This window comes from Rhodococcus sp. BP-332, from assembly GCF_019836065.1.
Classification (GTDB): domain Bacteria; phylum Actinomycetota; class Actinomycetes; order Mycobacteriales; family Mycobacteriaceae; genus Rhodococcoides.
The window spans coordinates 119,876-145,431 of record NZ_JABUEC010000002.1 but is presented as its reverse complement, the minus strand read 5'-3'; the positions used below and the strand labels follow the sequence as shown (position 1 = coordinate 145,431).

General features: G+C 60.9%; 13 protein-coding genes. 8 read left to right on the top strand and 5 right to left on the bottom strand.

Features of this window, described 5'->3' with window-relative positions; translation table 11 throughout:
- Positions 1 to 199 precede the first annotated feature (199 nt).
- The 5 genes from drmD to drmC are packed head-to-tail and all read left to right on the top strand — an operon-like array spanning position 200 to position 13,990.
- Positions 200 to 3,391, top strand: coding sequence for a DISARM system SNF2-like helicase DrmD (gene drmD / locus HQ314_RS06430; protein WP_222649626.1), 3,192 nt, complete (start codon positions 200 to 202; stop codon positions 3,389 to 3,391).
- A 47-nt stretch (positions 3,392 to 3,438) separates the two neighbouring features.
- A complete protein-coding gene (locus tag HQ314_RS06425) occupies positions 3,439 to 7,455 on the top strand; it encodes an Eco57I restriction-modification methylase domain-containing protein (RefSeq protein ID WP_308119283.1) in 4,017 nt (1,338 codons plus the stop codon).
- Positions 7,445 to 11,221, top strand: coding sequence for a DISARM system helicase DrmA (gene drmA, locus HQ314_RS06420; protein ID WP_308119282.1), 3,777 nt, complete (start codon positions 7,445 to 7,447; stop codon positions 11,219 to 11,221). The genes HQ314_RS06425 and drmA overlap by 11 nt, the downstream gene beginning before the upstream one ends.
- Entirely contained in the window at positions 11,221 to 13,281 is a 2,061-nt protein-coding gene (drmB, locus tag HQ314_RS06415) for a DUF1998 domain-containing protein (RefSeq protein WP_222649625.1), read from the top strand. Before drmA ends, drmB begins: the two co-directional genes overlap by 1 nt.
- Positions 13,271 to 13,990 (top strand): DISARM system phospholipase D-like protein DrmC, encoded by a 720-nt coding sequence (gene drmC, locus HQ314_RS06410; RefSeq protein WP_222649624.1) that lies wholly within the window; start codon positions 13,271 to 13,273, stop codon positions 13,988 to 13,990. The genes drmB and drmC overlap by 11 nt, the downstream gene beginning before the upstream one ends.
- Before the next feature lie 256 nt (positions 13,991 to 14,246).
- Here drmC and HQ314_RS21235 read toward each other — a convergent pair whose 3' ends face one another.
- From HQ314_RS21235 to HQ314_RS06395, 3 genes are all read right to left on the bottom strand, one after another.
- Entirely contained in the window at positions 14,247 to 15,200 is a 954-nt protein-coding gene (locus tag HQ314_RS21235; protein WP_308119281.1) for an HNH endonuclease, read from the bottom strand.
- Positions 15,201 to 15,331: 131 nt separating this feature from the next.
- Positions 15,332 to 16,792: a hypothetical protein gene (locus HQ314_RS06400; RefSeq protein ID WP_222649623.1), complete on the bottom strand. Its 1,461-nt coding sequence runs from the start codon at positions 16,790 to 16,792 to the stop codon at positions 15,332 to 15,334.
- The gene (locus HQ314_RS06395) at positions 16,785 to 17,774 is read right to left on the bottom strand and encodes a hypothetical protein (RefSeq protein WP_308119280.1); all 990 of its coding nucleotides are present in this window, start codon (positions 17,772 to 17,774) and stop codon (positions 16,785 to 16,787) included. Before HQ314_RS06395 ends, HQ314_RS06400 begins: the two co-directional genes overlap by 8 nt.
- Positions 17,775 to 18,001: 227 nt before the next feature.
- Between HQ314_RS06395 and HQ314_RS06390 the strand changes: the two genes are divergently transcribed.
- Entirely contained in the window at positions 18,002 to 18,835 is an 834-nt protein-coding gene (locus HQ314_RS06390; RefSeq protein WP_222649621.1) for a PASTA domain-containing protein, read from the top strand.
- Between the two features lie 948 nt (positions 18,836 to 19,783).
- Here the strand turns inward: HQ314_RS06390 and HQ314_RS06385 are convergent.
- On the bottom strand, positions 19,784 to 20,674 hold the full coding sequence (locus tag HQ314_RS06385) for an MT-A70 family methyltransferase (protein ID WP_308119279.1): 891 nt from the start codon (positions 20,672 to 20,674) through the stop codon (positions 19,784 to 19,786).
- Positions 20,675 to 20,810: 136 nt separating this feature from the next.
- Here HQ314_RS06385 and HQ314_RS06380 point away from each other — a divergent pair, with 136 nt between their 5' ends.
- Together HQ314_RS06380 and HQ314_RS06375 are read left to right on the top strand one after the other, a co-directional pair.
- Positions 20,811 to 22,535, top strand: coding sequence for an McrB family protein (locus tag HQ314_RS06380; protein WP_222649620.1), 1,725 nt, complete (start codon positions 20,811 to 20,813; stop codon positions 22,533 to 22,535).
- Positions 22,536 to 22,542: 7 nt separating this feature from the next.
- Positions 22,543 to 23,877: an McrC family protein gene (locus tag HQ314_RS06375; protein ID WP_222649619.1), complete on the top strand. Its 1,335-nt coding sequence runs from the start codon at positions 22,543 to 22,545 to the stop codon at positions 23,875 to 23,877.
- 865 nt (positions 23,878 to 24,742) lie between these two features.
- On the opposite strand, the gene HQ314_RS06370 is transcribed toward HQ314_RS06375, so the two are convergent.
- Positions 24,743 to 25,552 carry an ABC transporter ATP-binding protein gene (locus HQ314_RS06370; protein WP_222649618.1) on the bottom strand — a complete coding sequence of 270 codons (810 nt, stop codon included), beginning with the start codon at positions 25,550 to 25,552 and terminating at the stop codon, positions 24,743 to 24,745.
- Positions 25,553 to 25,556 lie beyond the last annotated feature (4 nt).

Sequence of the window (25,556 nt, the reverse complement as noted above, 5' to 3'; positions counted from 1 at the left end):
CTCACCCATTGAGGTCGGTTGCCGGTTCGTGGTCATCCTGGGGGTGGGCACCGGCGATGTCCTTATGCGTCTGCCGACCTTCGCTTTGGACAACCAATGTCAACAACGCAGTCGATCGTTCCCGCCCTCGGTCTGGACGCACAATGGCGTAGATCGCGAACAGACCACCTAGCTCCACACTCCAGATAGGGTTGGCCACGTGACTGATACCAAGTTCGCAGCCGCGCCTCAAGAACAAGCAGGTGAGAGGCCGACTGGTTCAGCGAAGCCCGAGCTCCCAGAGCCCGGCCAGGTTGTAGAGGTTCGCGGATCGACCTGGGCCGTTGCGAATGTGCAGGCTCAGGGGCTACCGCGCAGTCCAGCCGACGAGTCCTTTGCGCAGCTCTCGCACGTAGTCGACCTCCAGTCGCTCGACGAGGACCGACTGGGCGAACAGCTCTCTGTGGTTTGGGAACTTGAGGTCGGGCATACCGTCTCGCCGCCACAGGGACTCCCGGATGTCATCTACGCCGAGGCCTTCGATGACCCAGAAACCCTTGCCGGGTTCGTGGACGCTATGCGTTGGGGCGCTGTCACTTCCGCCGACCCGAACCGGTATCAGGCCCCGTTCTGGTCAGGGGTGAATGTCGAGGCGTACCAGCTCGAGCCCCTTCGTCGCGCCCTAGGTGCCCCGCGCACCAACCTCCTGCTAGCCGACGATGTGGGCCTCGGTAAAACCATCGAGGCTGGACTGGTAATCCAGGAGCTGTTCCTGAGGCATCGGGCGCGCACCGCCGTGATCGTCTGCCCTCCGAGCTTGGCCCTGAAGTGGCAGGACGAGATGCGCGAGAAGTTCGGTTTGGACTTCACGATTGTCAACAGCGAGCTGATGGCTCAGGTGCGCCGTACTCACGGTCTGCACGCCAACCCCTTTCAGCTGTTCCCGAGGGTGATAGTAAGCATGGCCTGGTTGCCGCAGGTGCGCGCTCAGCGACTCCTGCGCGACGTCTACGCGCAGGCCACCAACCCCAAGACGGGCGGGCGGTTCGCCTTCGACATCCTCGTGGTCGATGAGGCGCACCATGTTGCTCCGTCCAGCCCTTCAGCCGCCGGCGGTCGGGGTTACGCCATCGACACTCAGCGGACCGTCGCCGCGCGGCAGCTGGCCGACAAGTGTGAGCATCGCTTGTTCCTGAGTGCTACCCCGCACAACGGGCACCCCGAGTCGTTCACCGCGCTGATGGAAATGATTGATCCTCGTAGGTTCTCACGTGGAGCGCTGCTGGATTCCAAGGCGCTGAAGGACGTGACCGTCCGCCGCCTGAAGACCGACCTACCAGGCAAAGGCTTCAAGAAACGCACCGTCAGCGCGCTTGACTTCACCCCGTCAAAACAGGAGCAGGGGTCGTTCGCGCTGCTGGATGACATCGTCACCAAGAGTGCGAAGCAGAACGGCACCAAGCCGACTGGCGACATCGTGACGATGCTGTTGAAGAAGCGGTTCCTGTCCAGCCCGTTCGCGTTCGGTATGACCCTGAGCCGCTACCTCTCCTCGAAAGCTGGGCGAGGCTTGTCGGAGGACGACTACGACGACGTATTCGGCGAAGGCCATGCCGACGAGGAAGAGGGTCTGTGGGAGCAGGACGAGGCGGAGCGACTGCGCGAGTCCAAGGGCTCCGATCCGTTGGTCGCCGCCAATCCCGGCCAGCTTGAGTCACTGATGGAGTGGGGGTTGAGCTACGAAAGTCGTCCCGACTCCCGGCTCGACCGCTTAATCGGCCTTCTCGACGCCGTGTGTCGCCCCGGCGCCATATGGTCTAACGAGCGCGTCGTGATCTTCACGGAGTACGCCCACACCGTCGACTGGCTGACCAGAGTCCTGCGCCAACGCGGGTATGTCGAGGAGCGCCTGGCAGTAATCCAGGGCTCGACTAAACCCGAGGACCGCGAATACATCCGCTCACAGTTCACTGCCGACCCCGCTAGGGAGCCGGTTCGCGTCCTGCTCGCCACCGACGCCGCCGGCGAGGGCATCGACCTCCAGACCCACTGCCACCGGCTGGTGAACTTCGACATCCCGTTCAACCCGTCCCGGTTGGAGCAGCGCATCGGTCGCATCGACCGCTACGGTCAGACCCAGGAGCCCCAGGTGTTCCACTTCGTCCCGGTAGCTGGCACTTCTACCTACGGCGCTGACGCGGACTTTATGGCGCGGATCGCGCGGAAGATCGCCCAGGTCCAATACGACCTCGGCTCCGCCAACCAAGTTGTCGGCCAGGAGATCCAGACGCACTTCGCCAAGCGCACCCACACGAAAGCGAAGACGAACGGCGTTGACACCAATGAGATCATAAACGCCGCCTTGGCCGGCGGAATGGAACTTAACAGTAGGCTGACCCAGCTCGAGCAGGGGTACGACGCGTCACGCACGGCGATGCACCTCGATCCAGCTAATTTGCGCCGCGTGGTCGAGACCGCTCTGCGAATGAACCATCAGGCGCCGCTCGTGCTGAACCACGAGTTCGCCCAGGACACGGACGCCGAGGTGTTTAATCTGCCGACCATGACCTCGGGTTGGCACGACGCTGTGCGAGGACTAGACACCCGTCTCACCCCTGGTGTCCAGCGACCGATTACGTTCGACGCCAACGCGGCCGAGGGTCGGGACGACTTGGTCTACGTTCACCTTGGCCACCCGATCGTGCAGAAGGCACAACGGCTTTTGCGCCGCTCCCTGTGGAGCGTTGACTCGCCGCTGAACCGCGTGACCGCAGTTGTCGTTGACAACTTGGAGGAGTCATTCGTCGCCGCCGTCACCCGCATGGTCCTCGTTGGCCGAGGAGGCATCCGACTTCACGAGGAAGTGTTCCTCGCCGGTGTTCGTATTAGAGGCCGCCGCGCCATGGCTGAGGAGAAGGCCGAGGCAGCCCTCGACAGGGCCCTCGACCGGGAGGAACTGGCGCTCGCCCAGCATCAGGTCCGCGACCAGTTGTGCGACCTGTGGAACATCCCCAACGCGCCGCTTCGTCTGCGCCTGGAAGAATCCATGCGTGCCCGTGCTGATCGCCGCCACTATCTCGTTCTGGAGCAGCTCACTAAGCGACAAGAGGCCGACATGCAGCGTGCTCATGAGATCTTCGCAGCCTTTCGAACCAACCTACGGGACTCCCTTGCGGCGCTTAAAGCCGCCAACGACGAAGCCCAGGGTCAGCTGTTCCATGACCCTGACCAGCAGCGCCAGTGGAGGCGCGACGTCGAGGCGATGACCCGCCGTCTCGACGAGCTCGATGACGAGGAATCACGTGAGATCGCCGCCATCGCCGACCGCTACGCCGACGTCAAACCACACACCACTGCAGCAGCGGTCGTTTTCGCGCTCACACGGAACGACGCCAAAGGGTGGGTCGAGTGATGGGCCGCGCAAACTCTCGCGGGCGGGTCGGACTCAGCACTCCCAGCGTGACCGAATTGCACCGGGCCTGGCTTGAACTTGTCGACACCGAAGGCCCATTCCTGGCGATCCCGCCACTGAAGCGGGTCTGGCCGCAAGGTATGCCCGCCCTCGGTGACGACCGCAAGGCCGCACTCGCGGATGCCCGCAAGGACTTCGAGGCCGCCTGGGAGAGGTTTGACCGCACCCCAGACGACGACGCCGCGCTTGAGTTCTACCGAGTCGCCCGCGACAAGTGGGTCGAGACCTTCCTGCGCGATGTTGCCGGATGGGCCGACTCATTGTCATGGGGGGAAGCGCCCGGCGTCCAAGCCCAGTCGCCCAACCGCAATGTCACTGTCACCGCCCAGGCGGCCCTGAACGGTGTCGACGGAATCGGTGCGCTAGTGCATGTTGTCGATCCAACCGATTCACTGCGCAAGACTCCGAACGACCTGTGGGCAGCAACGCCCGTCGACCGCACGGAGGCGCTCCTGCGCGAGAACAGTGTTGAGCTCGGCATCGTCACCGACGGCCGCTGGTGGGGGCTGGTCTGCGTCCGGGAGGGCGCGATGGCGGCATCGGGCATCGTAGATTGTTTTAGCTGGACGGAGGAGCCTCGAACACGCGACGCCTACCTCGCCTTGATCGGCCGTCAGCATATTATCGGCGGCGACCCGGCAGAGCGGCTCCCCGTCCTCTTCCAAGAATCTATCGCCGCAGCTGAAGAAATCACGGAAGCGCTCGGGGCGCAGGTCCGCAGCGCAGTGGAGCTACTCATTCAGTCGTTTTCTGAGTCCGCCGCCGACGCGAATCGACGTGGCCTGGCAGACCCACTTCCAGTGCGCAAGCATGACACCTACGAAGCCGCAGTCACGGTAATGATGCGCGTTGTTTTTCTCCTGTTCGCTGAGGAACGCGGACTCCTTCCCTCCGGCGAGCTATTCGATCAAGGTTACGGAATCGCGCGGGAGCTCGACCGCTTGATCGCGCGCGAAACTCAAGAGGGAGAGGAGGCTCTCGACTCTACGTCTCTAACTTGGCATCGATTGCTTGCCACCAGCCAGGCGTTGTTCAGCGGCGCGTCGCTTGAGGGCCTTCGTATGCCAGCCTACGGAGGTTCCCTATTCAATCCGGGCCGGTTCCAATTCCTCATCGCCGTGAACGAGCAGGGAACGCTAAAGGTCACTGTCCCCGACCGAGTAATGTTGCACGTACTGAGGTCAGTACAAGTCGCCGATATAAGGGGCGAAGCCCGGCGCATCTCCTTTCGTGACATCGACGTCGAGCAGATCGGCTACATCTATGAAGGTCTGCTCGGCTATACCGCGATCGAGGTCAACGAGGCGTACGTCGGGCTGAAAGGCGCCCGAGGCGCTGAGCCCGAGATACCACTCGCGACGCTTGAGCAATTCGCCGAATCCGAATCGGACCCCAGTAGGCTTGCCGCCGCGATCCGTACGTGGGTAGAACAGGACCAGCCATCAGCCAAGGCAGGGTCCGCTAAGGCTCTCACGAAATCGCTCACCACCGACGTTGAACCCAGCGTCGTCAGCGCCCTCACTCAGGCGGTTGGCGGCGAATCGCACATGAGCAATCGTGTCCGTCCGTGGCTCGGTCTAATTCGGCTTGACTTACGAAAGCGTCCATTTGTCGTACTGCCCGGCGGGATGATGGTCAGGGAGACGCCGTCGCGCAAAAACGCCGGCGCGCACTACACGCCAAAGTCGTTGGCGGAAGAAGTGGTGCTACACGCGCTCCAGCCCCTCTGCTACTCGCCTGGACCGCGTCAGACCGCGGACGAAGCCAGTTGGAAGCTTAAGTCGTCTGACGACTTGCTAAACCTGAAGGTCGCCGACATCGCCTGCGGCTCTGGAGCTTTCTTGGTCGCGGCAGCGAGGTATCTCGCCGACCGGGTGCTTGAGGCGTGGATCGCCGAGCATCCGGCGTACGCAGCCCGCGATGGACTCCACATGCGAGCCATCCGCCAGGTTGTCGCAAACTGTCTTTACGGCGCCGACATTAACGACATGGCTGTTGAGATGTGCAAGCTCTCCCTTTGGCTTGTTTCGCTTGACCGCGACCTGCCATTCTCGTTCGTGGATGACAAGGTATTTGTCGGCAACTCGCTGCTCGGAGTGACGAACTTAAAGCAACTCCTTAACCTACATATTGACGAAATGCGGAAGCCCAGATTCATCTTCTCCGAGGAGTTTGACGTCGATGTTCGCGGCATCGTAAGAAAAGCCGTAGATCTTCGGCGCGTGTTGGCGTTACCGATCGATGACGATGATCCCGCTCGCTCTGCAGCTACCAAGCATCGTCAGATGTCTGAACTGGTTCAGGTGACGGCTGTTTTGCGGCGACTGGCGGACGGCGTAGTTGCGGCTGCAATTCCGCTCGGAGGGAAGTCCGGTCGCGGTCTGGATGAGGCCTACGAAAACTTAAGGCTGGCGGTTAAGCATGCCGACCAAGGAAAGCCTCAATTTCTTGAAAAGATTATCGAGAATGGGCTTACCCCAACCGTCCCTACAGACTATGACCTATGGAGACCACTGCATTGGGTAATTGAAGCGCCCGAAGTTCTCATCGAGCATGGTGGCTTCGATGCCATCATTGGAAACCCGCCCTTTCTGGGGTTTAAGAAGATTACGCCATCGGTCGGCAAGGGGGTTCGTGACTTAATTGTGACAACACTCGCTGCTCGGTCCCCAGCTAAATCGGACTTGGCTGCGTATTTCGTACTTCGAGCGTGGCAGTTGAGGGCGCAAGGCGGCACGGTAGGTTTGATCACTACCAACACAATTTCCGAGGGCGATACTCGCGAATCCTCGCTGGAGCAACTAGCCAGCCAAGGGATGGAAATTCATCGGTCCGTGAAGAGCACGCCCTGGCCGTCGTCGTTTGCCAGCCTGGAAGTAGCGATTGTGCATCTTGGGGATGCCTATGGGTCGGGGGGAGCTCGCCCGGTTGCCGACGGGGTAGGTTGTATCCGAATCAGCCCTATGCTCGAACCGGTTGGGCGTGTAGAGGGGGCGCCACGCCGACTCGCGTCCAATTTGGGTCTGGGCTTTCAAGGGTCGATTCCGCTAGGAGATGGCCTGCTGGTAGCACCGGGACTCGCTGAATCTTGGATAGCGGCCGATCCCAAGAACGCACTGGTCCTGCGCCCTTACCTCGGTGGAAACGATGTAAACAGCCGACCAGACGTATCACCTTCTCGCTGGGTAATTGACTTCGGAATGATGGATCGTGCTCAGGCCGAGTCCTACCGTGAACCCTTCGCGCATGCCGCATTACATTCAAAAGCAGCAAGGGCCAATGAGAAGTCAGCTGAGCGACGAGAAACATGGTGGCGTTTCGCGCAATGGGGTCCGGGGTGGCGTAACGCTGTTAGCAAGAACGAGAATATGATTGTTTTAACTATTGTCAGCAAGCCAGTGCTACCAGCAAGAGTTCCGGTCGGGCCGGTGTGCAGTAATCTTTTAGAGGTATTCGCTAGAGAGGACGACGCATTCTTTGGCCTTTTAAGCTCGTCACTACATCAATTGTGGGCAATCACTTACGGATCGACTCTAGAGACTCGCGTTCGCTACACCCTATCGGACGTTCTTGAGACTTTTCCATTTCCACCAGATTCGTCCGCTGTTGCAGGGTTCGGGGCGGTCCTGGATCGTGAACGACAGCAAATGATGGTTGCCCGCAACCTCGGCTTGACGAAGATTTACAACCTCGTGAACGACCCGTCCCTCTCCGACAACTCCGACTCGGACGTAGCGCGCCTACGTCAGATCCACGCCGACCTCGATTCGGCTGTCATGGATGCATACGGCTGGTCTGATGTGCCGCTTGAGCACGGCTTCTACACGTACCGCCAGCTGGAGCGTTGGACTGTAAGCGCAGCTGCGCGAACTGAGATTCTGGCACGTCTGTTGGAGGAGAACCACAGGCGGTCAGCGGCTGACCGCGATGCCACTGGTGCGCAGGGCGGGCGGAACTACACACCCACGGACGACAACCAGAGGAGTCTTTTCGGTGACACCTAGCAGCCGGCGCATGGATGCGGCGAATTTTATGGGATCTTCGCTTCACGCTGGTGCCGTAACGGACGCAACCGATGAGTTCGCAGCATCGCAGGAGCCATACAGGTTGAACGTCGACCTCGACGGGTCGTCTTTCGCGGTGCGCGAAAACCTCGCCGACATCCTGGAGCGTGAATTGCTCGGCCCGATTTACGGGCCTCATGAGCTGTTGCAATTCAGCCCGCGTTCGCAGTACCTCGTTGGACACATCGCGCCTGTGAAGTTGCTGCGTCCGACGTCAGCGTCATCGCTCAGTGAGGATGACACGGCGCAGGATCTCACCGAGGTCCGGACGGATGGAGACGCTCTCTCGAAGGGGCGGGGGGTCCCGGCATACGCGGCCGATGAGACCGAGGCAGATTCCGAGGATGACGACGCCGAGGATCGGGCGCCGAAGCAGGGCTTAATGATCCCTGCGTCGATGGGATTGCGTTTCCAAGTGTCGGCCGATCAGGAGTCGTTCGACGTGACTGCCTCATGGGGCATTTATGAGTCCGTCGAGACGGGGGAGGTGTCGAAGGCCGGTAGGCCAGTACGTTACTACCAGCGCGTTCCCGTCGAGGAGCGTCGCACGGTCTACTTGGCCCAACTCGTGCATGGCAAGACCGTGTCGATCTCACTTCGTGGCGATGCGTGCGTGCGGGTCGACCGATACGACGACCCTCAGTTTGGGCGGGTGCTTGTCGAAATCGTGCTGTGCAACGACCGCGAGACGCCGATGCCAATCCCGTTAAGTATGTGGATGTTTCAGACAAAGCTGCTGATCGACGCCGGCGGCGCCGAGGTGTTTCTTCCTGTGCGGGACGTGTTGGAGCAGGACTGGCCCGAGCACGACGAAGAGGTCAAGCGCCTCAACCTGCAATACCGCAATCGCCTCGAGTTCGCTATCGGCCGCACGTGCTCGGTCGATTGGACGGTCAAACTGGGCTCGCGTCGCGCTACATCGGTGGAGACGACGTGGCTCCCTCATGGTGAGACGCCGCAGACGAGCGCTCGGCCTGTGGAGGACGCGTTGCTGTCGATGGACGAACTTTCGGAAGTCACCCCCGGCGAGCTTCGTGCGGGGCTTGAGCCGCTCGTCGAAGGCTACGGTGCCTGGCTCGAAGAGAGGCAGGCCGAGGCGGCGATGCTGCCTCCCCATTGGCAGGAGACGTGTGAGCTGGTGCTGTGGGAGGCCCGGCAGGCACACACGCGGCTCGTCTCTGGTCTTGAACACGTGTTAACCGAAACCGAAGCGCTGCTTTGCTTTCAGTTCATGAACCGCGCGATGCGCGATCAGCGCATCGCATCTCAAGTCGCTGCGGAGCGCGCATCCGATGCATCCGTAACGCTCGACCAGGCGCAGGCTAAGGTTGCTGCGCGCGGCCCGAAGGCGGCCTCGTGGCGTCCGTTCCAGCTGGCATTCATCCTCATGCAGCTCGGAGCGTTGACCCATCCGACCGCGCCGCTGCGGAGCGCCGATCATCAGTCGCGTGTCGAGTTGCTGTTCTTTCCCACTGGTGGTGGCAAGACCGAAGCTTACTTGGGTCTCGCGGCCTACACATTTGCGATGAGGCGCCGTCAAGGTGTCGTGCAGTCGGCCGAGGGTCCCCTCGACGGAGGTGACGGCGTTGCGGTGTTAATGCGGTATACCCTGCGGCTGCTGACCGCCCAGCAGTTCCAGCGAGCCACGACATTAATGTGCGCTGCGGAGCTTGCTCGTCGAGAGGACGAAGCGACCTGGGGGACAGAGCCGTTTCGGATTGGTCTCTGGGTCGGCACCGACGTAAGCCCCAAGCGTTTCGAGGAAGCCGACGAGCAACTCAAGAAGGCCAACGAATACGGCTCACACCGGCTGACCGTGCTCCAGATCCAGCGCTGCCCGTGGTGCGGCACCCTGATCACCGCCGCACAGGTCAAGGCGGATGCGACGTTGCGTCGGGTGTTCGTCCATTGTGGCGACGAGCTGGCCCGCTGCCCCTTCTCGAAGGGTGGTGTAGTCCCCGAGGGTCTTCCGGTGCTCACTGTCGACGAGGAGATCTACCGCCTCACTCCTGCGTTCGTTATCGCCACCGTCGATAAGTTCGCACGCCTCGCTCGCGAGGGCGAGGCCGCCGCACTGTTCGGCTACGTGAGCAAGCGATGCGGGCGCCACGGGTACGTCCACGCTGACTACACGCCATGCCAGGTTGGGTCTCACCCTGCGAACGGTGGTCAACCGGCGGCAACAGTGCGCCCGGTTGGTCGCTTGCGGCCACCGGATCTGATCATCCAGGACGAGCTACACCTGATCACGGGTGCGCTCGGCACGGCCGTCGGACTGTTCGAAGTAGCGGTCGAGACTCTCTCTTCATGGGACACCCCTGATGGGAAACCGGTGAAGCCACTGATTGTCGCGTCTACGGCAACCGTTCGGAACGCGCAAGACCAGGTACGAAGCCTCTTCGGACGCCAAGTGGAAATTTTTCCTCCGCAGGTGCTGGACGTCGCTGACACGTTTTTCTCTCACGAGGTCCCGATCGACCGCCGGCATCCTGGGCGACGCTATATCGGAGTCAGTGCCCAGGGTGTCCGGCTCTCCAGCGCAGAGATTCGCGTATCGGAGGTGTTGCTGTCCGCAGGACAGCTGCTGTTCGACCGCGCGGGTGCTGCTGCTGATCCGTACATGACGCTTGTCGGCTATTTCAACGCCACCCGCGAGCTGGCGGGTATGGCGCGCTACATGGCCGACGATGTCGCGAACCGAGTGGGCAATCCGTCCAAGGACTCGGGGTTCCCTCGCCGCTACGGCGCCGCTTTCGGCAACCTACACACTGCGGAGCTGACCTCACGAATCGCTTCCGCCGAGATCGGACGCACCTTGGACCGCCTAGGCCTGGAGTTCGATCCGGCCTTCGACTCGACCGAGGCTTTCCAAGCTCGGATCACTGCGCGGAAAGCGGAAAAAAATATCAAAAACCGCACCGACTCACCCTTCGACGTCGTGCTCGCCACCTCGATGCTTCAGGTGGGTGTCGACGTCCAGCGCCTCGGTTTGATGCTGGTGGTGGGTCAGCCGAAGAACACAGCCGAATACATCCAGGCCTCCTCGCGGGTCGGCCGGGACGCATCCGACCGTCCGGGGCTGGTCGTTGCGCTCGGGAACTGGGCACGTCCTCGCGACCTTGCCCATTTCGAGCAATTCCGGCACTACCACGAGACGTTCTACGCCCAGGTCGAGTCGCTGTCGGTGACACCATTTTCGCCGACCTCGCTGGCCCGCGGCATCGATGGCTTGCTCGTGAGTGTTGCCCGCGTGATTGACTCTGCAACTGCGGATGGACTGTCGCCCGAGCGGGATGCCTGGCGCATCAAGGATCATCGCTCGATCGTGGAGTCGATCGCCGAGCGGCTCAAGAAGCGAATTGCCGGTGCCGCGCAGAGCGAGGATGCCACAAAGCGCGCCAACGACTTGTTGGTGAATCGCATTGATAGGTGGACTGAGCGTGCAAAGCGTGCTGCGGAAATGAGCAAGACGCTCGTCTACGAACGCACCGGTGAAGGCGACAAGTATCTGCCATTAATTATCAGTCCTGAGAATGCACAGGCATCAGTGGGCGGGTCCATGGAGGCTCCGTTCATCATTGCCAACTCGATGCGCGAGGTACAGCCGGAGATTAACTTGCTTGTCAGCCCGGTGTCCGAGCGTCTATTCGCGCGCACTCCAGAAGGCGCCCCCGCCTGGATACTGCCCATTGGGGAGGAGGACTGATGACGGATCCACTGCCAGAATCAGGGTCCGAGGAGATGCTTCACGACTACAACGAGGCACTTGACCCCCTGGCCGACGCCGAAGACGGGATGGTCAAGAACCGGGCCAAGGTCGGATCCGCCCGTCCGTCGTCGCTGCTTTACACCTATGGTCCCGGCGCAATCATGGATCTGCCTGGGTTTTCGGTGATGCCGGCCGGACTCGACGACTGGGAGCCGATCTGGAAGCGCCGGCCATTCATCCCTAGCATCATCGAGCCCCGACTGCTTAACGTCGTACGCCTTCACCTGGGGCCCCAGGTAGATGGACTGCGGCCCTTTCCTTGGCAACCCAAAAAAGGCGCCATGTCGAAGGAAGGTGACGACCTCGGCATCCCATCACGGGTGTTTCCTCAGTTGTTCCGGTGCACCGGCTGCGATTTCCTGGGCCCACTTCCAAGGTTCAGTTACACAAATACCCACCCCTTCCGGCCTGATCTCGCGCAGTTCACGCATAAAAGTTGCCCTGGGCGAGGAGGAAAGCGAGTGGGTTCCACGAGTAGCAAGCGCGAGAGCCCCGCGGTCCCTGCACAGCACCTGCTGACGTGCGCCAACGGACACCTCGACGAGTTCCCTTACGCACTATGGGTACACCGTGGAAACAAGTGTCCGAAGGCCGAGCTGCCAGACCTCAAGATGCGTGACGCGAACGTCAGCAAGTCGGTTGGCTCTACGATCTCGTGCGCGTCGTGCGGTGCGAGACGGGGGATGGCCGAAGCCCAGGGTCGTGTTGGTCGCGACAAACTGCCGCAGACGTGCCGGGGCCGTCACCCGCATCTCAACGCGTTCGATACCGAATGCGATGCCCGCCCAGCGCTCATCATGATGGGTGCATCGAACCTGTGGTTCGCGTCCACTCAATCGATCATCGTCATGCCTCGCACTGACGCTGAGGAGCAAGAAGCACTCGCCGACCGCCTCCGAGTCGAACTCGGCGTCGAGCAGGTCCAGCAGTTCGGCGCCAAGGTCGACGTCATCCGCGCATTGGCGTTGGCAAAGCACATCGACATGGCCGGCGTTACCGATGGGGACATTGTCGCGGCTGTGGCCGATGTACTCACCCCCGCAGACTCCGAAGCCGAACGCCAAGAGAAACTGGCCGCCTGGGATCCCGTCGACCTTCTCGTGCCGGAGTGGCGCTATCTCCAGAAGCCTACGCTGTTCCCGCAGCAACAGAACTCCAGCGGGCTGATGGTCACCGAGATGCAGCGCGGACCCGAGCTGCACAACCGGATAGGTCGCGTCGTCGCGGTCAACAAGATGAAGAAGATCAACGCAGTCCTCGGGTTCACCCGACTCGACGAGATGGACCGCGTGAACGACCTTGTCAGCCGCCTCGTCAAGCTGACCCGTTCTGGCAAGCCGAAGTGGGTACCGGCTACCGAAGACCGGGGCGAGGGTATTTTTCTTCAGCTCGACAGCGCCTCGGTCGACCGGTGGGAGCAAGACATTCTCGGAACATCTCTCTGGGAAGCCCATCGAGAGGCGCACCGGCGCAACTTCTCCCGCCGATTTTCCGAGACCGCGAAATTGGTGGATCCGGATACCCGTCTGCCGGCGCCACGATACTGGCTGCTGCACTCGCTTTCGCATGCGCTTATTCGTCAGATGGCTATGTCCAGCGGATACGGAGCTGCGAGTCTCACTGAGCGCATCTATGGCTGGCCTGCCTCGCCCCAGCGAGAAGCAGCGGCAGGACTGCTGATCTGCACCACGGCATCGGACAGTGACGGTACGCTCGGTGGCCTTGTCGCTCTCTCTGAGCCGGCCCGGCTTCAGGGACTCGTGGTCTCCGCCCTGCGACGCGCGTCGAGATGCTCATCGGACCCTGTGTGTGCGATGCGGACGCCGAGCGACCCGGAGGATTTCCTGCACGGGGCCGCATGTCATTGTTGCTCGTTCGCGTCCGAGACCTCATGTGAAAAAGCCAACCGCTTCCTCGACCGACGATTCCTACTCAACCTCCCGACGGCCACCGGCGAGACCGTGCCCGGATTCTTCGGGACCGTCGATGCCCTCTGATCCCTTTGTCGCACTGGGCCAGTACCTCACCGCTAGCGAAGCCGAGGCCCTCGCCGCCCAGTTCGACAATGGACAACACTCCATTAAAGCATTGGGTACTATCAACCCCGGGCGCCGCGCAGATGTAAAACAGCTATTGGCGGCGGCGGGACTCGGACACGCCGACAATGCACGGGCGACGGAAGTGTTACTCGGGATTGCTGGAGCGAAGTCTGTTCACCGCGACATGACGCCGGTGTGGACGATGCCTGGAAACGAGGCCAAGCTTGGGCGCCTCACAGGTGAGTTTCACAGACTCGTCCAAGCTGCACGGATCTCAGTCACCTGCGCCACCTACAACTTCGAGATTACCTCGAAGATGTGGACTGTCCTCGAACAAGCATCTGAACGGCCCGGAGTGGTTGTAACAGTCTACGTTGACGGCGGCAAGGCTGACGCTAACAAGGTGAAAGCGCAACTCCCGCGAGCCACGATTTATCGATCCGCAGATATGCCGTTCGGAAAGCGTGTTGTCAGTCACGCGAAATTTGTAGTGATCGACCACGAGCTCATGCTACTCACCAGCGCTAATTTCTCCTTCAGCGCCGAGAACCTTAATATCGAATTGGGTGTCCTGATTCGTGACACGGCGCTTGCCGAGTCCATTGAGGAAACCATGAAGAGCAAGCACGGAAGCCTTTACGAGTTGGTTTTAGGTCAGGGGATTTGATGCACTTCATTGAGCTAAATGAAGGGCGCGACTTCCGAGCCTAACGCGATTTCGGTCGATCGTGCTCCGAAAGACGCGCTCTCCGACATAGCTGTCGAATTGGGTTTCCTTCGCTCGACCGGCTCGAAGATCGGCAGGGCAGTCGAGTACGTTCAGAGCTACATCAGTAAGAAGGGTGGACTCCCGTGGGGGCGCGTCCTCACCGCGGCTGCCCGCATCGCCATCGTGGCCGCGGGCTGCCCGCGCGGTCCATACCTCACGCAGCATTCACTCGCCACATAGTGCGGTGGGCAGCGAACCATTGTTGTTGCCGCTGAGTCGGTTCGATCGTGAGGCTGCGTCCATGGAGCTTGCCGTACAGCTCGAACGGTTCCAAGGATTTGTGTACGGCGATCGTGGCGTCGTTCCGGACGGCGATCTTTCCGAAATCGAAAAGTCGGTGTAGATCGCGTCGCAGCAATAGCCCACCTTCGTCGTGGTGTTCTCCGACCTGCGCGTAGCTGTAGAGATGCGCTGCTTCGAGTACTTCGTGTGGCATGGCGCCTGAGAACGCGCAGTTCGACGCGTACTTCTGCATCAGTTGTGCGCGAAAGGCCGGTTGCCCCAGACGCACCCGAGTGATTCGATCTGTGAATCCTCCGCCCAATTGCACCGACACCGAGTTCATGAGATTCAGTCCGCGGTGGCTGAGATCCGTCGAGAGACTTGCCGTGAATGCTGACCAATCCAGCTCGCGAATACTCAGTTGCGACTTCGGGCTCTTGCATACTGAGCGGAGTTGCTCCGCAGTGAGCTCCCCTGCCAGGTCGATCCACGCTTCACCATGATGGGTCCGGTACACGGTCACGTCGATATTGTCGGTCAGCGGGACGTCGAACTGGTTCTTGCATCGACCGCATTTATAGCGAGGGGTGAGCGTGAGACGTTCATCGAGCGAGCGACCAGGACCGCAGTATGGGCACTTCTTCTGCTCCTTGGTTCCTGGTTCGCTGTCGACTTTCTCGACCACGGAAGCACCGAGCAATCGCTTCTGGTCCCACACCACCAGGGCATCCCCAGCCGCGATGTTCCGGCTGTTCGGTACCTGACTGTCGCTGACATAGCGAGATGACGGATCGTCGTCATAGGCATGCCCGCCGCGACCGCCGAGCTGGTCGTCCTTGGACAGGACCAACCACGCCCGAGAAATCGAGCCCGTCGAGGGCCACACGTAGTCCACTATCGAACCCCGGCGGGGTGTCTGACCGTTTGCATGCCTCTGTCTAGCCGGTCCGCTTGCGTTGATGCAACACCTTCGAAGGCATCATTGAGCTATCCCGAGTTTGGTGGAGACCGTGATCTCTAGTCGAGAAAGTATGCCAGGACTTTGCGGTCAGTATCCAAGACCTCGTCAGCGGCCACCCCGAGTTCGAGCGCAAGCTCGACGGATCCGAGGAAAGCGACCTCCACATCAGGAGAGAAAGCCCTTTCCAGTACTCCGAGGTATTCGGACATGCTCGCGTTGAGCTCCTCGATAAGTTCAAGGTGTTCGGCGGCGAGTTGATCGCCGAGTTCCCGCTGCGCACCCAGGTAGCGCTCGATCAGCAAGGCCTCTCGCTGCGAAAGTGAGGACGACACAGCTTTATGCATGACAACACCGACGGTATTGCCGATGACGGCGCCGAGGATCGGTACCGGGATGATGGCCTGACCGACGAAGGAAGACAGTGCGCTGACGGCGGTCTCCAGGCAGACGAGCTCCGAGTTCTCGATGAACTCCAACTCACCGATTTCGCCGCGACGGAGTTTGTTCGCCTGCTCTGCGACGCCGAAAGCGGCGGTGACGATGGAGCTGGCGACGGCGGCGGGGGTGGCGGTGAAGTTCGTGAGCCCGTAGATGCTGAGTCCCCGAACACCTCCTTCAACGGCTCCGAACCCGCCTTCACTCGCGATATCGGTCCAGTCCTCACGCGTGAATTCTCTGAGCTGCTTACCTGCGCGACGTTTCTCGACGACGGCCAGCACAACGGCGGTCCCGCCTTCGATGGCGGCGGCCACGAGTGCAGCATTGGCGCCTTCCCGCAGGGTCGTCTTGCTTTCCTGGTACGCGTTGTCCCGCAGAGACCGGTCGGTGGCGCGGAGGGAATCCGCTTCTGACTCCAAAGTCGCGCCATAGGCGCCCCTTTGGACCTCGGAGTACTGCAGATGCGACGGCTCGAGTGACTCGATGCCGACAGATCCGTCCTCGAAAAAGGATTGGACCCGGGTCCAATCCTTCAAGGACGGGCCGTCACCGCCGATCGTCAGGAGCTTGTTCGCTTCCTCTCGTGGCATGGCTTGCAGCTTCTGAATGACCTCGAAGTGGTCGCGGGGAATTTGATACTTCCCGCCGCTTTCGACGAAACTTGGATATCGCTCAAGATGGTCTGCGATCGCCCCAAGACCGAAACGGCCCCCAGCAGCGACGAACTTCTGCTGGATTTCCACGCCACCGCGCATCAGGTCAACCGGGCCGTTGTCGTTCACCCACTGGTAGAGCGGATTCTGACCGTGGATCTGGCGTCGAGCGTTGCCGACGCCCACCTCGGCGACCTCAGCGATAAAGCCGTGCATGCCTTTCACACCGCCGCGATTGGTGGTAACCACCTCGAGGTCGATCTTTCCGATCGCCGCGGTGACGCTGGCGAGTGCATCTGCGAGGTTCTTGTCCTGCCGTCCGAGGTCGCTCAGCAGGTTGTCCAGCCGGAGCTGGTTGAGGTAATTCACCCAGGCGGCGACAGCCTGTTCCTGGTTTCGCTTTCCTAACTCGACTGGCTCACTCATCGTCGTTGCTCTGCTTGACGCGCTGTGTCAGCAAGGCTGCACACGCTTTCGTGTTGTTCACCAGCGCCACCAGTTGAAGCTGTTGAGGCACCGACATCGAGAGAAAATCAGCGGCGTAGCACGGGAGTGCCTCCTTGTAGCTCTGTAGCAGCTTGTCGCGTAGAGCAGCAGAACGTTCGAGCAGATCGTTGATTTGCGCGTCCATACGTTCGATGTGCGCGATGTTCTTCTTCACCGACATCACCGCTGCCTGTTTCGCATCGCGGTTGTCGAACTTGCTTTTGGTGAACACGGCTATCGACGCGAGCAACGTGGCGCCGGCGACCGTCCAACCGATGGGGCCGGCGAGGGCGAGCAACGCACCGCCGGCTGCAGTGCCTCCGCCCCCGGCTGCAACCGCCCCTCCTCCGAGCCATGCGAGTGCGGCGTTACTGGCAGCAGCGCCGGAGAGTGCAGAGATCGCGGTACCAGTCGATGCAGTACCGAAAGTGGTCGCCACCCACAGCGCCGCAGTCGGGGCCATGCTCGCGACGGCGGCGCCTGCGGAGAATCCGGCGGTGGCACCTGCTGCGGACTGTCGTGCGGCTTCGAGGTCCTTCCGTGCGAACTCCTCCGCGCCTAGAAACTGTGCCTTCTGGATGTCGATCGTGGCGATGTCGGTCTCGAACGACTTCGGAGTGTTGACGATGCTGTTCACCAGATGTTCGACGAGGTCGATCAGATCTGTCGACCGTTCACGTAAGAGGAGCAGAGACACGCCCTTGTCGTTCATCGACGTGAACGCGGCGTTGTACTCAGCGACCGCTTCCTGGTACGGGTCAGGCTTCTTCGCAGTCAGCTTCTCGAACGTGTCCGACGCGGAATCCATCAACTCGCTGGTCTGCTCACCCACCTGCTTGGAGCTGTCCCTCGCGAACTTTGTGAAATCGCCGACCCGCTTCAGGTTGACCTTGTCCACCCGCTTCAGGTTGACCTTGTACACCCTGACTGGTTCAACCATCGAGATCTCCGAGCTCCGTGTGAGGTGTGTTCTAGCGATAGGAGAGTAGTGGTTACCACCGACAGAGGTCCCAGGAGCAGTCGACGCTCTGATGAGCCCTTTGTGCAGCGGCCAGCTTGCTGAGCTGAATCGGCGCACCACCGGGCGACGCCTGTGATGTACTCCTGACGATTCGGACGGTTGGTAGTTGAACTCTACAAGGGGGACTGGTGCACCCAAAAGCCAAGGTCATCACTGCTGCGGCTATCTCGCTTTCTCTGCTGTTGGCGGCGTGCGGTAGTGATCCCGTCGAAGTACCCCGCGTTGCCGGGCTTCGCTTGGACGACGCGCACAACGCACTGCGTGACGGCGGTTTCGAGAACGTCGAGGACGTCGACGCACTCAATGATCGTGAACCCCTGATGGATAGCAACTGGGCGGTGGTGCAGCAGACGCCCTCGGCCGGCGAACAATTCGACCCAGAGGACGTCGTCACACTCCGGATCGCGAAGCCGGAAGACGAAGGCATTAGAGAGATGCTGCCGGCCGACTCTCCAGTGTTGGCCGAGATTCGAGAAGCGGATGCGCAACGTGATGCGTTGGCCGAGGCCGACCGGCGAGAGCAAGAAGCTAAGGATCGGGCCGACGCAATCGAACAAACACGTGAAACAAAGTCGTACACCGAGAAGATCGACCCAGCAGCACGACTGGCCCAAGCTGCGATCATAGAACTCCGCAGCTTCCGAGACGCACTCAGCTCCGGCAGCGAGTCTTATGCGTCGGTCGGCCCGTACGTGTCGTCATTCGGTAACACCATGGATTCCTACGCCAGCATCCTGGATCAGCGCGATCCACCCGATTCTGTGACAGAGCGCGTCGACGGCTTGCGCGGTGCTGTCGAGTCGTTCACCCTGGCCGCTCAGACTCTCTACAGTGCCACTGGTGCGACCGCGTCAGAATCTTTTCAGCGTTTCTCGGATGTCTATGCCACCGCCGTCTCCAAGTATAACTTCGAGATGCAACTGCTTTACGCCGGCACTCAGATCGAGCCACCGCTGCTGTAATAGGTAAGCAGCGCGTTGACGCGACCCTCCGATTCAGTCCGCTGTCTAATCCAACTTTGAGAGGAATATCTGTCCTATTTGTTCAAAGGCGGAGCTCCATCTCAGGACCTTCTCGTTTTTACGGTCTGTATTCACTGTTCCACCGGCAATTGGTGACGGTACCTATGCACGGCAATTGCCTGGGCGGGTATGGCATGTGTAGGGTATGGTTTGCCAATAGGGGTTTTGTCTGGACAATTCCAGCTTGCTGCTGGGCGATGCAACCGGCCGAAGCGGGTCTATTATCGTCATGCATCCCGAAACGCTAACTATAACCCTCCCGTGCACCGGATATGCTGCGATCTTAAATGCGCCGCAGGCCTAGGCGTTTGGCCTAGAAAGCGAGCAATTGCTCTGGTTTCGATCGACTTCAGCAGGCAATTACATACCTTCTACTAGTGCTCGTGCGCACCGGTCCTTGTGTTCTGCTTCTGCAGGTATAGCGGCAACCTACTGCGGCGGAGCACTCGCGTGACGGTGCGGGTCGGGTGCGGATGGGCGGACGCCACCGCTGTCCGGAGCTCCGCGCCAGCAATAGGGGCTTGTCTCATTGGCGGTGATCGTCGACAGCGATAGCGGGCGCTAAAGTCTGTTCCAGGGGCCGAATCTGCCGTCAAGGATGTAACGTCTAGGCGGGTCTTGAGGTATTAACCAGACATACCCATCGCGGTGGCGATGTTGACCTGCGGCCGACTCCTGTTTGGGAGGGCTGGCGATCAGGCATGCAACCTCAGATGGCTGGCTGGCAATTTGGCTGTAAATGCGGTAATTGGAATACAATTGGATCTTGCGTGTCTTAATGCGTTCGAAGTTTGCACTTCGTCAAGCCGATAATCAGGTCGCCAGTGTCGTCGCCGGGTGCCAGAATGGTGGACTTCTGAGAGAAGCCCTAACAATTAGGCATGAACGTCAGTGACTGCCTCCGCGGGGGCGTAGATCGACGCCTGCGTGCTGGAGGAGGGTCCGCACCCGTTGAATGCTGTACGACGTCGACTCGGAGATGTCCCGTATGCTCTGACCGGACTCGTAAAGAACCCGAGTGAGCTTGGCCAGCTCGTCGGTGAGGACTTCGTCAATTCGTTGATGCGGAGCAAGGGTAGGTGCCTCATTAGGTTGCCAGGTGCGGTCAATCTCGCCTCCCTTGTAACCGCGCTGCTCGCGCCCGCGAGGCTCGATTTCCTCCGACGCTTCGTCTCCGAACGCATGCCAGCCTGGCTCCGCGCGACGCGCGAACATCTCAAGGTATGGGCCTGGTGAGCACGCCTCAATGAGTGGGTAGAACTCGTCGGGCTTGCGGGAGTGCTCCCGCTTGCGCGTCTCCACCATGTTGACCTGCGACCTGGCGGGCGGCAGCGTGCGCATAGAGCCGCGAACGCCGAATAGAAGAATCTCCGTCACATTGCGGAAGTAGAAGCCGACGCCACGGCCATCCGGGCCCCCGTCCTTGCGGCGTTTGGCCCAAATGATATTCGAGACGTACCTGAAGCCCCACGCCTTCATGACCTCAAGACCTTCTGGCAGCAATGCATTCGGCACCCAAAGATAGAGGTGTGCGTCCTTGGCGACATGATCGGCGACGGGGAGGGTTTTGATTGCGTCTAGCGACATGGTCGAGTAACGATCAAGTCTCCGATGCTCAGGGGCGACCTTGCCCGTCCGATTTTGAAACTGCCACGGCGGATCCGCGTATAGGGTCTTGAACCCACCTTCGACCGTCGGAAGCGGCGGCGCGTCCTGCGCCTCGCGAAGCGCCTGCACGGCCGTCGCGCGCGACCGTGCAGGTTCACCAATTGTTGTCACTGCGTATCCTCCAATTAGATCTTGAGAGTGAGCCTACATCAGATCTTGATGACCCACTGCAGGCGCAGTCGGAAGTCGGACCCGCCACATCCAGCAGATCCGAGCAACCCCTGAGTGGCGCCGATAGCATCGCCCCATGGAAGTTGGACTCGATAACATGTCTCTAACTAGGAACACCACCCTCGCGAGTCTCACTTTGACGGCTAATCAGGTCTCAGCGGGGATGAGTTTGCAGCAAGTCACCGACATCGCGGTTCGGAACAGCGCCGAGAGCGCCGCCTCCTGGGTGAGGAGCCTGTTCCTCTTCCGCGACGATCGGCTGCTTGAGGACGCTTGGCTCCGCGCGGCTAAGGCCGGCGACGACGCTACCGCCAACGCGCTGGCATGGGCAGCTCGAGTCTGGGCTGAGCCGCGAATCGCTCGGGTGGTGGAAGATACTCTCGTTGATCCAGCCGGTCACTTCGATCCAGCTGGTTTCTCAACCGACGTCGTGGAGCATTCGTTCGTTGCCCTTGACGTGGGCGCGAACGCCCGTAAGGGGGCGTCGACCCTGCTTAATCAAGCGGCATCTGTGCCACTGTTCACGCCGGAGAAGCACGGGGCCACGATCGTTGGAGCTTCGAAATTTCTTCCGACTGCGCAATTCGTGCCTGCGGTCATTGAGTTCCTCCTTGAGCGTATTCGAGGTCAAGTCAGTCCCGCAGTGGCCAAGCGAGGCGACCCGACCGAGCTTGCGCTGCTCTGGAAGGCAAACCGCTGGTTCGGCTTAACCAAGGAAGAGTTTCGTGCTGCGGCAAGCCCCCGTGTCGAAGTGCCGGCATCCACCCGCGCTGCGGTTCCGGCACATCTCAGGTTGCTGCACGAGGAGGCCCAGCGTCGGAAGCAAGTTGTTCTACAGGGCGCTCCCGGCACAGGTAAGACCTTCGTCGCGCTCCAATACGTCGACTGGGCGACCGGAGGGCGCCGGGACAACTCCAACCTGTCTAAAATTCTCGCTGAGCTACCCTCGAACGAGCGCTCGCCAGACGCCGTCGCTGCCGAGGTTGTAAGGCTAGGCCTCTCGGCTGTCTGGGACATCGCACAGTTCCACCCGTCATACGGCTACGAAGACTTCGTGCGCACGCTCGCACCTGTTCCCTCGGCCAACGGTGTGAACTTCCGCGCCGAGCACCGCATTCTGAGCCTGCTCTCGGCCGTCGCGACGGAGCTGACCCAGCTCGGCAGCACGTGCGACGTCATCCTGATTGTCGATGAGGTCAACAGGGCTGACATTGCCCGCGTCTTTGGCGAGCTGCTGTACGCGCTGGAGTATCGGGATGCTCCAGTTCGGACCCCTTATGCAGTAGAAGGGGATGCCTCTATGACAATTCCTTCGAACCTCATCCTGCTGGGCACGATGAACACCGCCGATCGATCCATCGCGCTCATCGACTACGCACTGCGTCGACGGTTCACGTTCATAAGCCTGGAGCCGGACGCGACGGTCATCGACCGAGCCGGATGGGTGGGCACGTCCGACCGCGACGCTGCGCGCCGCCTGTTCGACGCAACCGCGACGCTTTTCACCGTCGAGGACAACAACGCGGCACTGGCGATCGGGCACTCCTACTTTCTGCCGTCCGGCAACGCGACAACGGAACAAGGGTCGCTCAGGCTGCTTGCTCGGCGTTTCGCCTATGAGGTGGTCCCGTTGATGCGTGAGTACGCCGCTGAGGGTTTAGTCGACGCCGCAAAGCTGGCGGCGGTACTCAGCACCCTGGGAATCGATGGCGTCTCCGGCGGTCAGGAGGCGGTCGAGGTCGAGTTGCTCGCCGAGCTCGCCGAGCTCGCCGCCGAGAACGACTCGGCAAACAATGACTGAGGTTGCCGTGACGGCAACCTGGGACCTTGGTGCGCCGGTTCTTGAGATCGCTGAACAGTCCACCGCGCGTGCGACGGACGAGTTGGTCGCGGCCGTCAGCGAGGAGCGCTGGAAAGAACTCAGTCTCTCGTTCCAGAAGGCACCTGGCGACTGCGAGTGGACGGTCCGCTCCGCTGACTTTACGGGGATCGCGCGTCTCGATGTCGCCGGAGAGCCGGTCCATCTGCGCGTCACGCCCAAGATCAATGGCCTCGATTTGTTCTTCTTGGCCGATTGGGCCTACGGCACGCAAAGCGTCGGGAAGAAACTCAAGGACGCGCGAGCCAATCTGGCGGCGCTGCGCTCGGAGCCGGCTGCGTGTCTCCTCGGGTGGTACGTCGCCGAGGTGCTCACGTTCGCGACGCGATGGCTTCGCCGGGGCTACGTGGTGCGCGAAGAGGACCTCGTGGGCCGTGTCCGCGGCCGCATCGACGTCGCACGCTACTTGAGCCGCTCCGTCGCCCAGGCACGTCCACATGTCATTCCGGCACGCTTCACCGAGCCGTCCCATGACACCGCAGCCAACCGTTACGTGAAGGCGGGACTTCGGGAGGTGGCAGTTCTCGCCCGCGCTGTCCCGATCGAGAGCGCGCGCGTCGCGTTGGACGAGCTGGTACGTCGCACACTGTCCCTCTTCAACGCCGTGGGAGACGTGTCTGCTCAACCTCAGGATGCCCTACGACTCAATCTTTCTGGTCCGCTACGGCATTACGCGCCGATCGTGGACTTCACGACGGCACTGCTGGACGGCACCTATGTCAGCACCGACATCGGGGGCCACACGCAAGACGCGATCATGTGGTCCCTGAACAGTCTGTTCGAGCAGGCGCTTCGCAACGTCCTGGACGCCTGGCCAGGTGCTTCACGCGTCCGTGGCAGCTACCGGGCAACCGTCACGGACATCGACGACTCGAAAGTGAACGGCTCGACTCCGGTGAAGCCCGACTACGTCATCCGGAGGTCGGACGGCACACTGCTCGTCCTCGATGCGAAGTACAAGAGCGTTCTGCCGACTGTTCAATCGCAGGCTGAAGAGTCCATCGACGTGACCCCCACTCAAGGACAGCGAATCCGGGTGCGCCGGGCCGACATCTATCAGGTGGTCGCCTATGCGAGGCACTCTGGACTGAAAACTGACAAGGTGGTGCTTCTCTACCCGGTAGCGCTCGGAGCGGATGACGACTACCCGGCCCCATTGAGAGTTCGCGAATTCGCCCCGACGTGCCACCTAGTGTTTTTCGACGTAGGTATGACCGCGGATCGAAATTGTGCTGCCCTCTACGATGCACTGGACCGCTTGTAGGACACATCCTGCGCTCGTTGTTGCGCAGTATGACGATGGTCGACATCCGTTCGGGTGGATGATTGTTCATAAAGGCGATTGTGATCCGGCGACTGGTTATCGATTTAACTTACCCTTGAAAAGTTTTATCGGAGATGAAGGTCTTTCGCACCTTCTCGGGTTACTGTCCTCCGGGCCTATTATGGGACGCGAAAATTGTAGAATTAAAGACTTTGATGGGTTCGTAGACCTCGTTCGTCGAGTTCAAACTCCCTTCTACGAAGAGGCGCGCCCGCGGTTCGGGGATGAAGACATATCGGACAATTATGGGGACGCTAACGAGTATTTCCCCTATTTACCGGAACAGTTGCAGAAGATTGCAAAGAAGGGCGATTAAACGAGGCCGAGCGATGGTCGATCTGGCTAGAACGTTGTGTCTTCGAGGTGCGGCGTGGCGAGGTTCGCCTTTCCATTCTCAGGGTGTCGCCGACTCCGGGAGGCCGTGTAGCTGACGTTGTTGGTGTTGAACACTTTGGGTAATTTCCTACTGCCGTTGTTTTTCATGCATGTAGGTCCGTGAACATGAATGTAGGTTCGTGAATCTGCCAGTGGTCATGGCTAGCAGTTGTACGGTCGTTTTGGATCACCGGACCTCGTAGACAATTGGATCCAGCATTTGGTGAATTGTCCAATATGGAACCGCCAAGGCGGGGCTTATCGACAAGTGCCTGTGCTAAGACAACCGGACCTGCGAGGCGGGTTCGAAGTGACAACTTTTAGTAGCACGGTTATCGCACAAATACGACTGTGTCCACCGCTTGAAGTTTGGATGGAACTACGTGTGCATTGTCCGTTAACCCCGGTCTCGCGCAAATCGCACCACTTGTCAATCCGCCCCCGTCGTAGCCCCCAACAGATCCCTCACCGTGTTGGCCACGGAGATGAACTCCGGCTTCTCCATCGTCGCGCTGTACTCCCGGTGCGCCGGGAGGTCGACGTCGAGGACGTCCACGATCCTTCCCGGCCTCGGGCTCATGACGACCACCCGGTTGGCTAGGTAGACGGCTTCGGCGACGGAGTGGGTGACCAGCATGACCGTTGTGCCGGTCTCCCGCCAGATGCGGTGCAGTTCGACGTTCATCTTCTCGCGGGTGAGGGCGTCGAGGGCGCCGAAGGGCTCGTCCATCAGCAGCACCTCGGGCTCGTGCAGTAGAGCGCGGCAGAGGGAGACGCGTTGTTGCATGCCGCCGGAGAGTTCGTGGGGGAGTGCTCCCTCGAAGCCCGTCAGGCCGGTCATCTCGATGAGCTGATCGGCCTTCGCCGCGGCAGCCTTCTTGTTCATTCCGCGCATCTCGCCCTGGAGGAGGATGTTCTTGCGGACGGTGCGCCACTCCAGCAGCGCGGCGCGCTGGAAGACGTAGCCGATGTTGCGCTGCGGTCCCTTCACCTCGCGGCCGGCCAGTTCGACCGAGCCGCGGGAGGCACCGGTCAGACCGGCGACCACCTTGAGCAGTGTGGACTTGCCGCAGCCCGACGGGCCGGCGATGGAGACGAACTCACCCTTGCCGACCTTGAGGTCGACGTCGGACAGGGCGGTGACGTCGCCGCGCTTGGAGGAAAACTGAACAGTCAAACCCTCGACTGATACGGCGGTGTCGGTGACAGTGGTGGGGCGTTCGTGGGTGAGGGCGCTCATGTCG

Excerpts from the sequence above, each read along its gene's own strand:
- HQ314_RS06380 (WP_222649620.1), top strand. The coding sequence starts at position 20,811 with ATGGAAGTTGGACTCGATAACATGTCTCTAACTAGGAACACCACCCTC.
- HQ314_RS06400 (WP_222649623.1), bottom strand. The coding sequence starts at position 16,792 with ATGAGTGAGCCAGTCGAGTTAGGAAAGCGAAACCAGGAACAGGCTGTC.
- drmC (WP_222649624.1), top strand. The coding sequence starts at position 13,271 with ATGCCCTCTGATCCCTTTGTCGCACTGGGCCAGTACCTCACCGCTAGC.
- HQ314_RS06370 (WP_222649618.1), bottom strand. The coding sequence starts at position 25,552 with ATGAGCGCCCTCACCCACGAACGCCCCACCACTGTCACCGACACCGCC.
- drmB (WP_222649625.1), top strand. The coding sequence starts at position 11,221 with ATGACGGATCCACTGCCAGAATCAGGGTCCGAGGAGATGCTTCACGAC.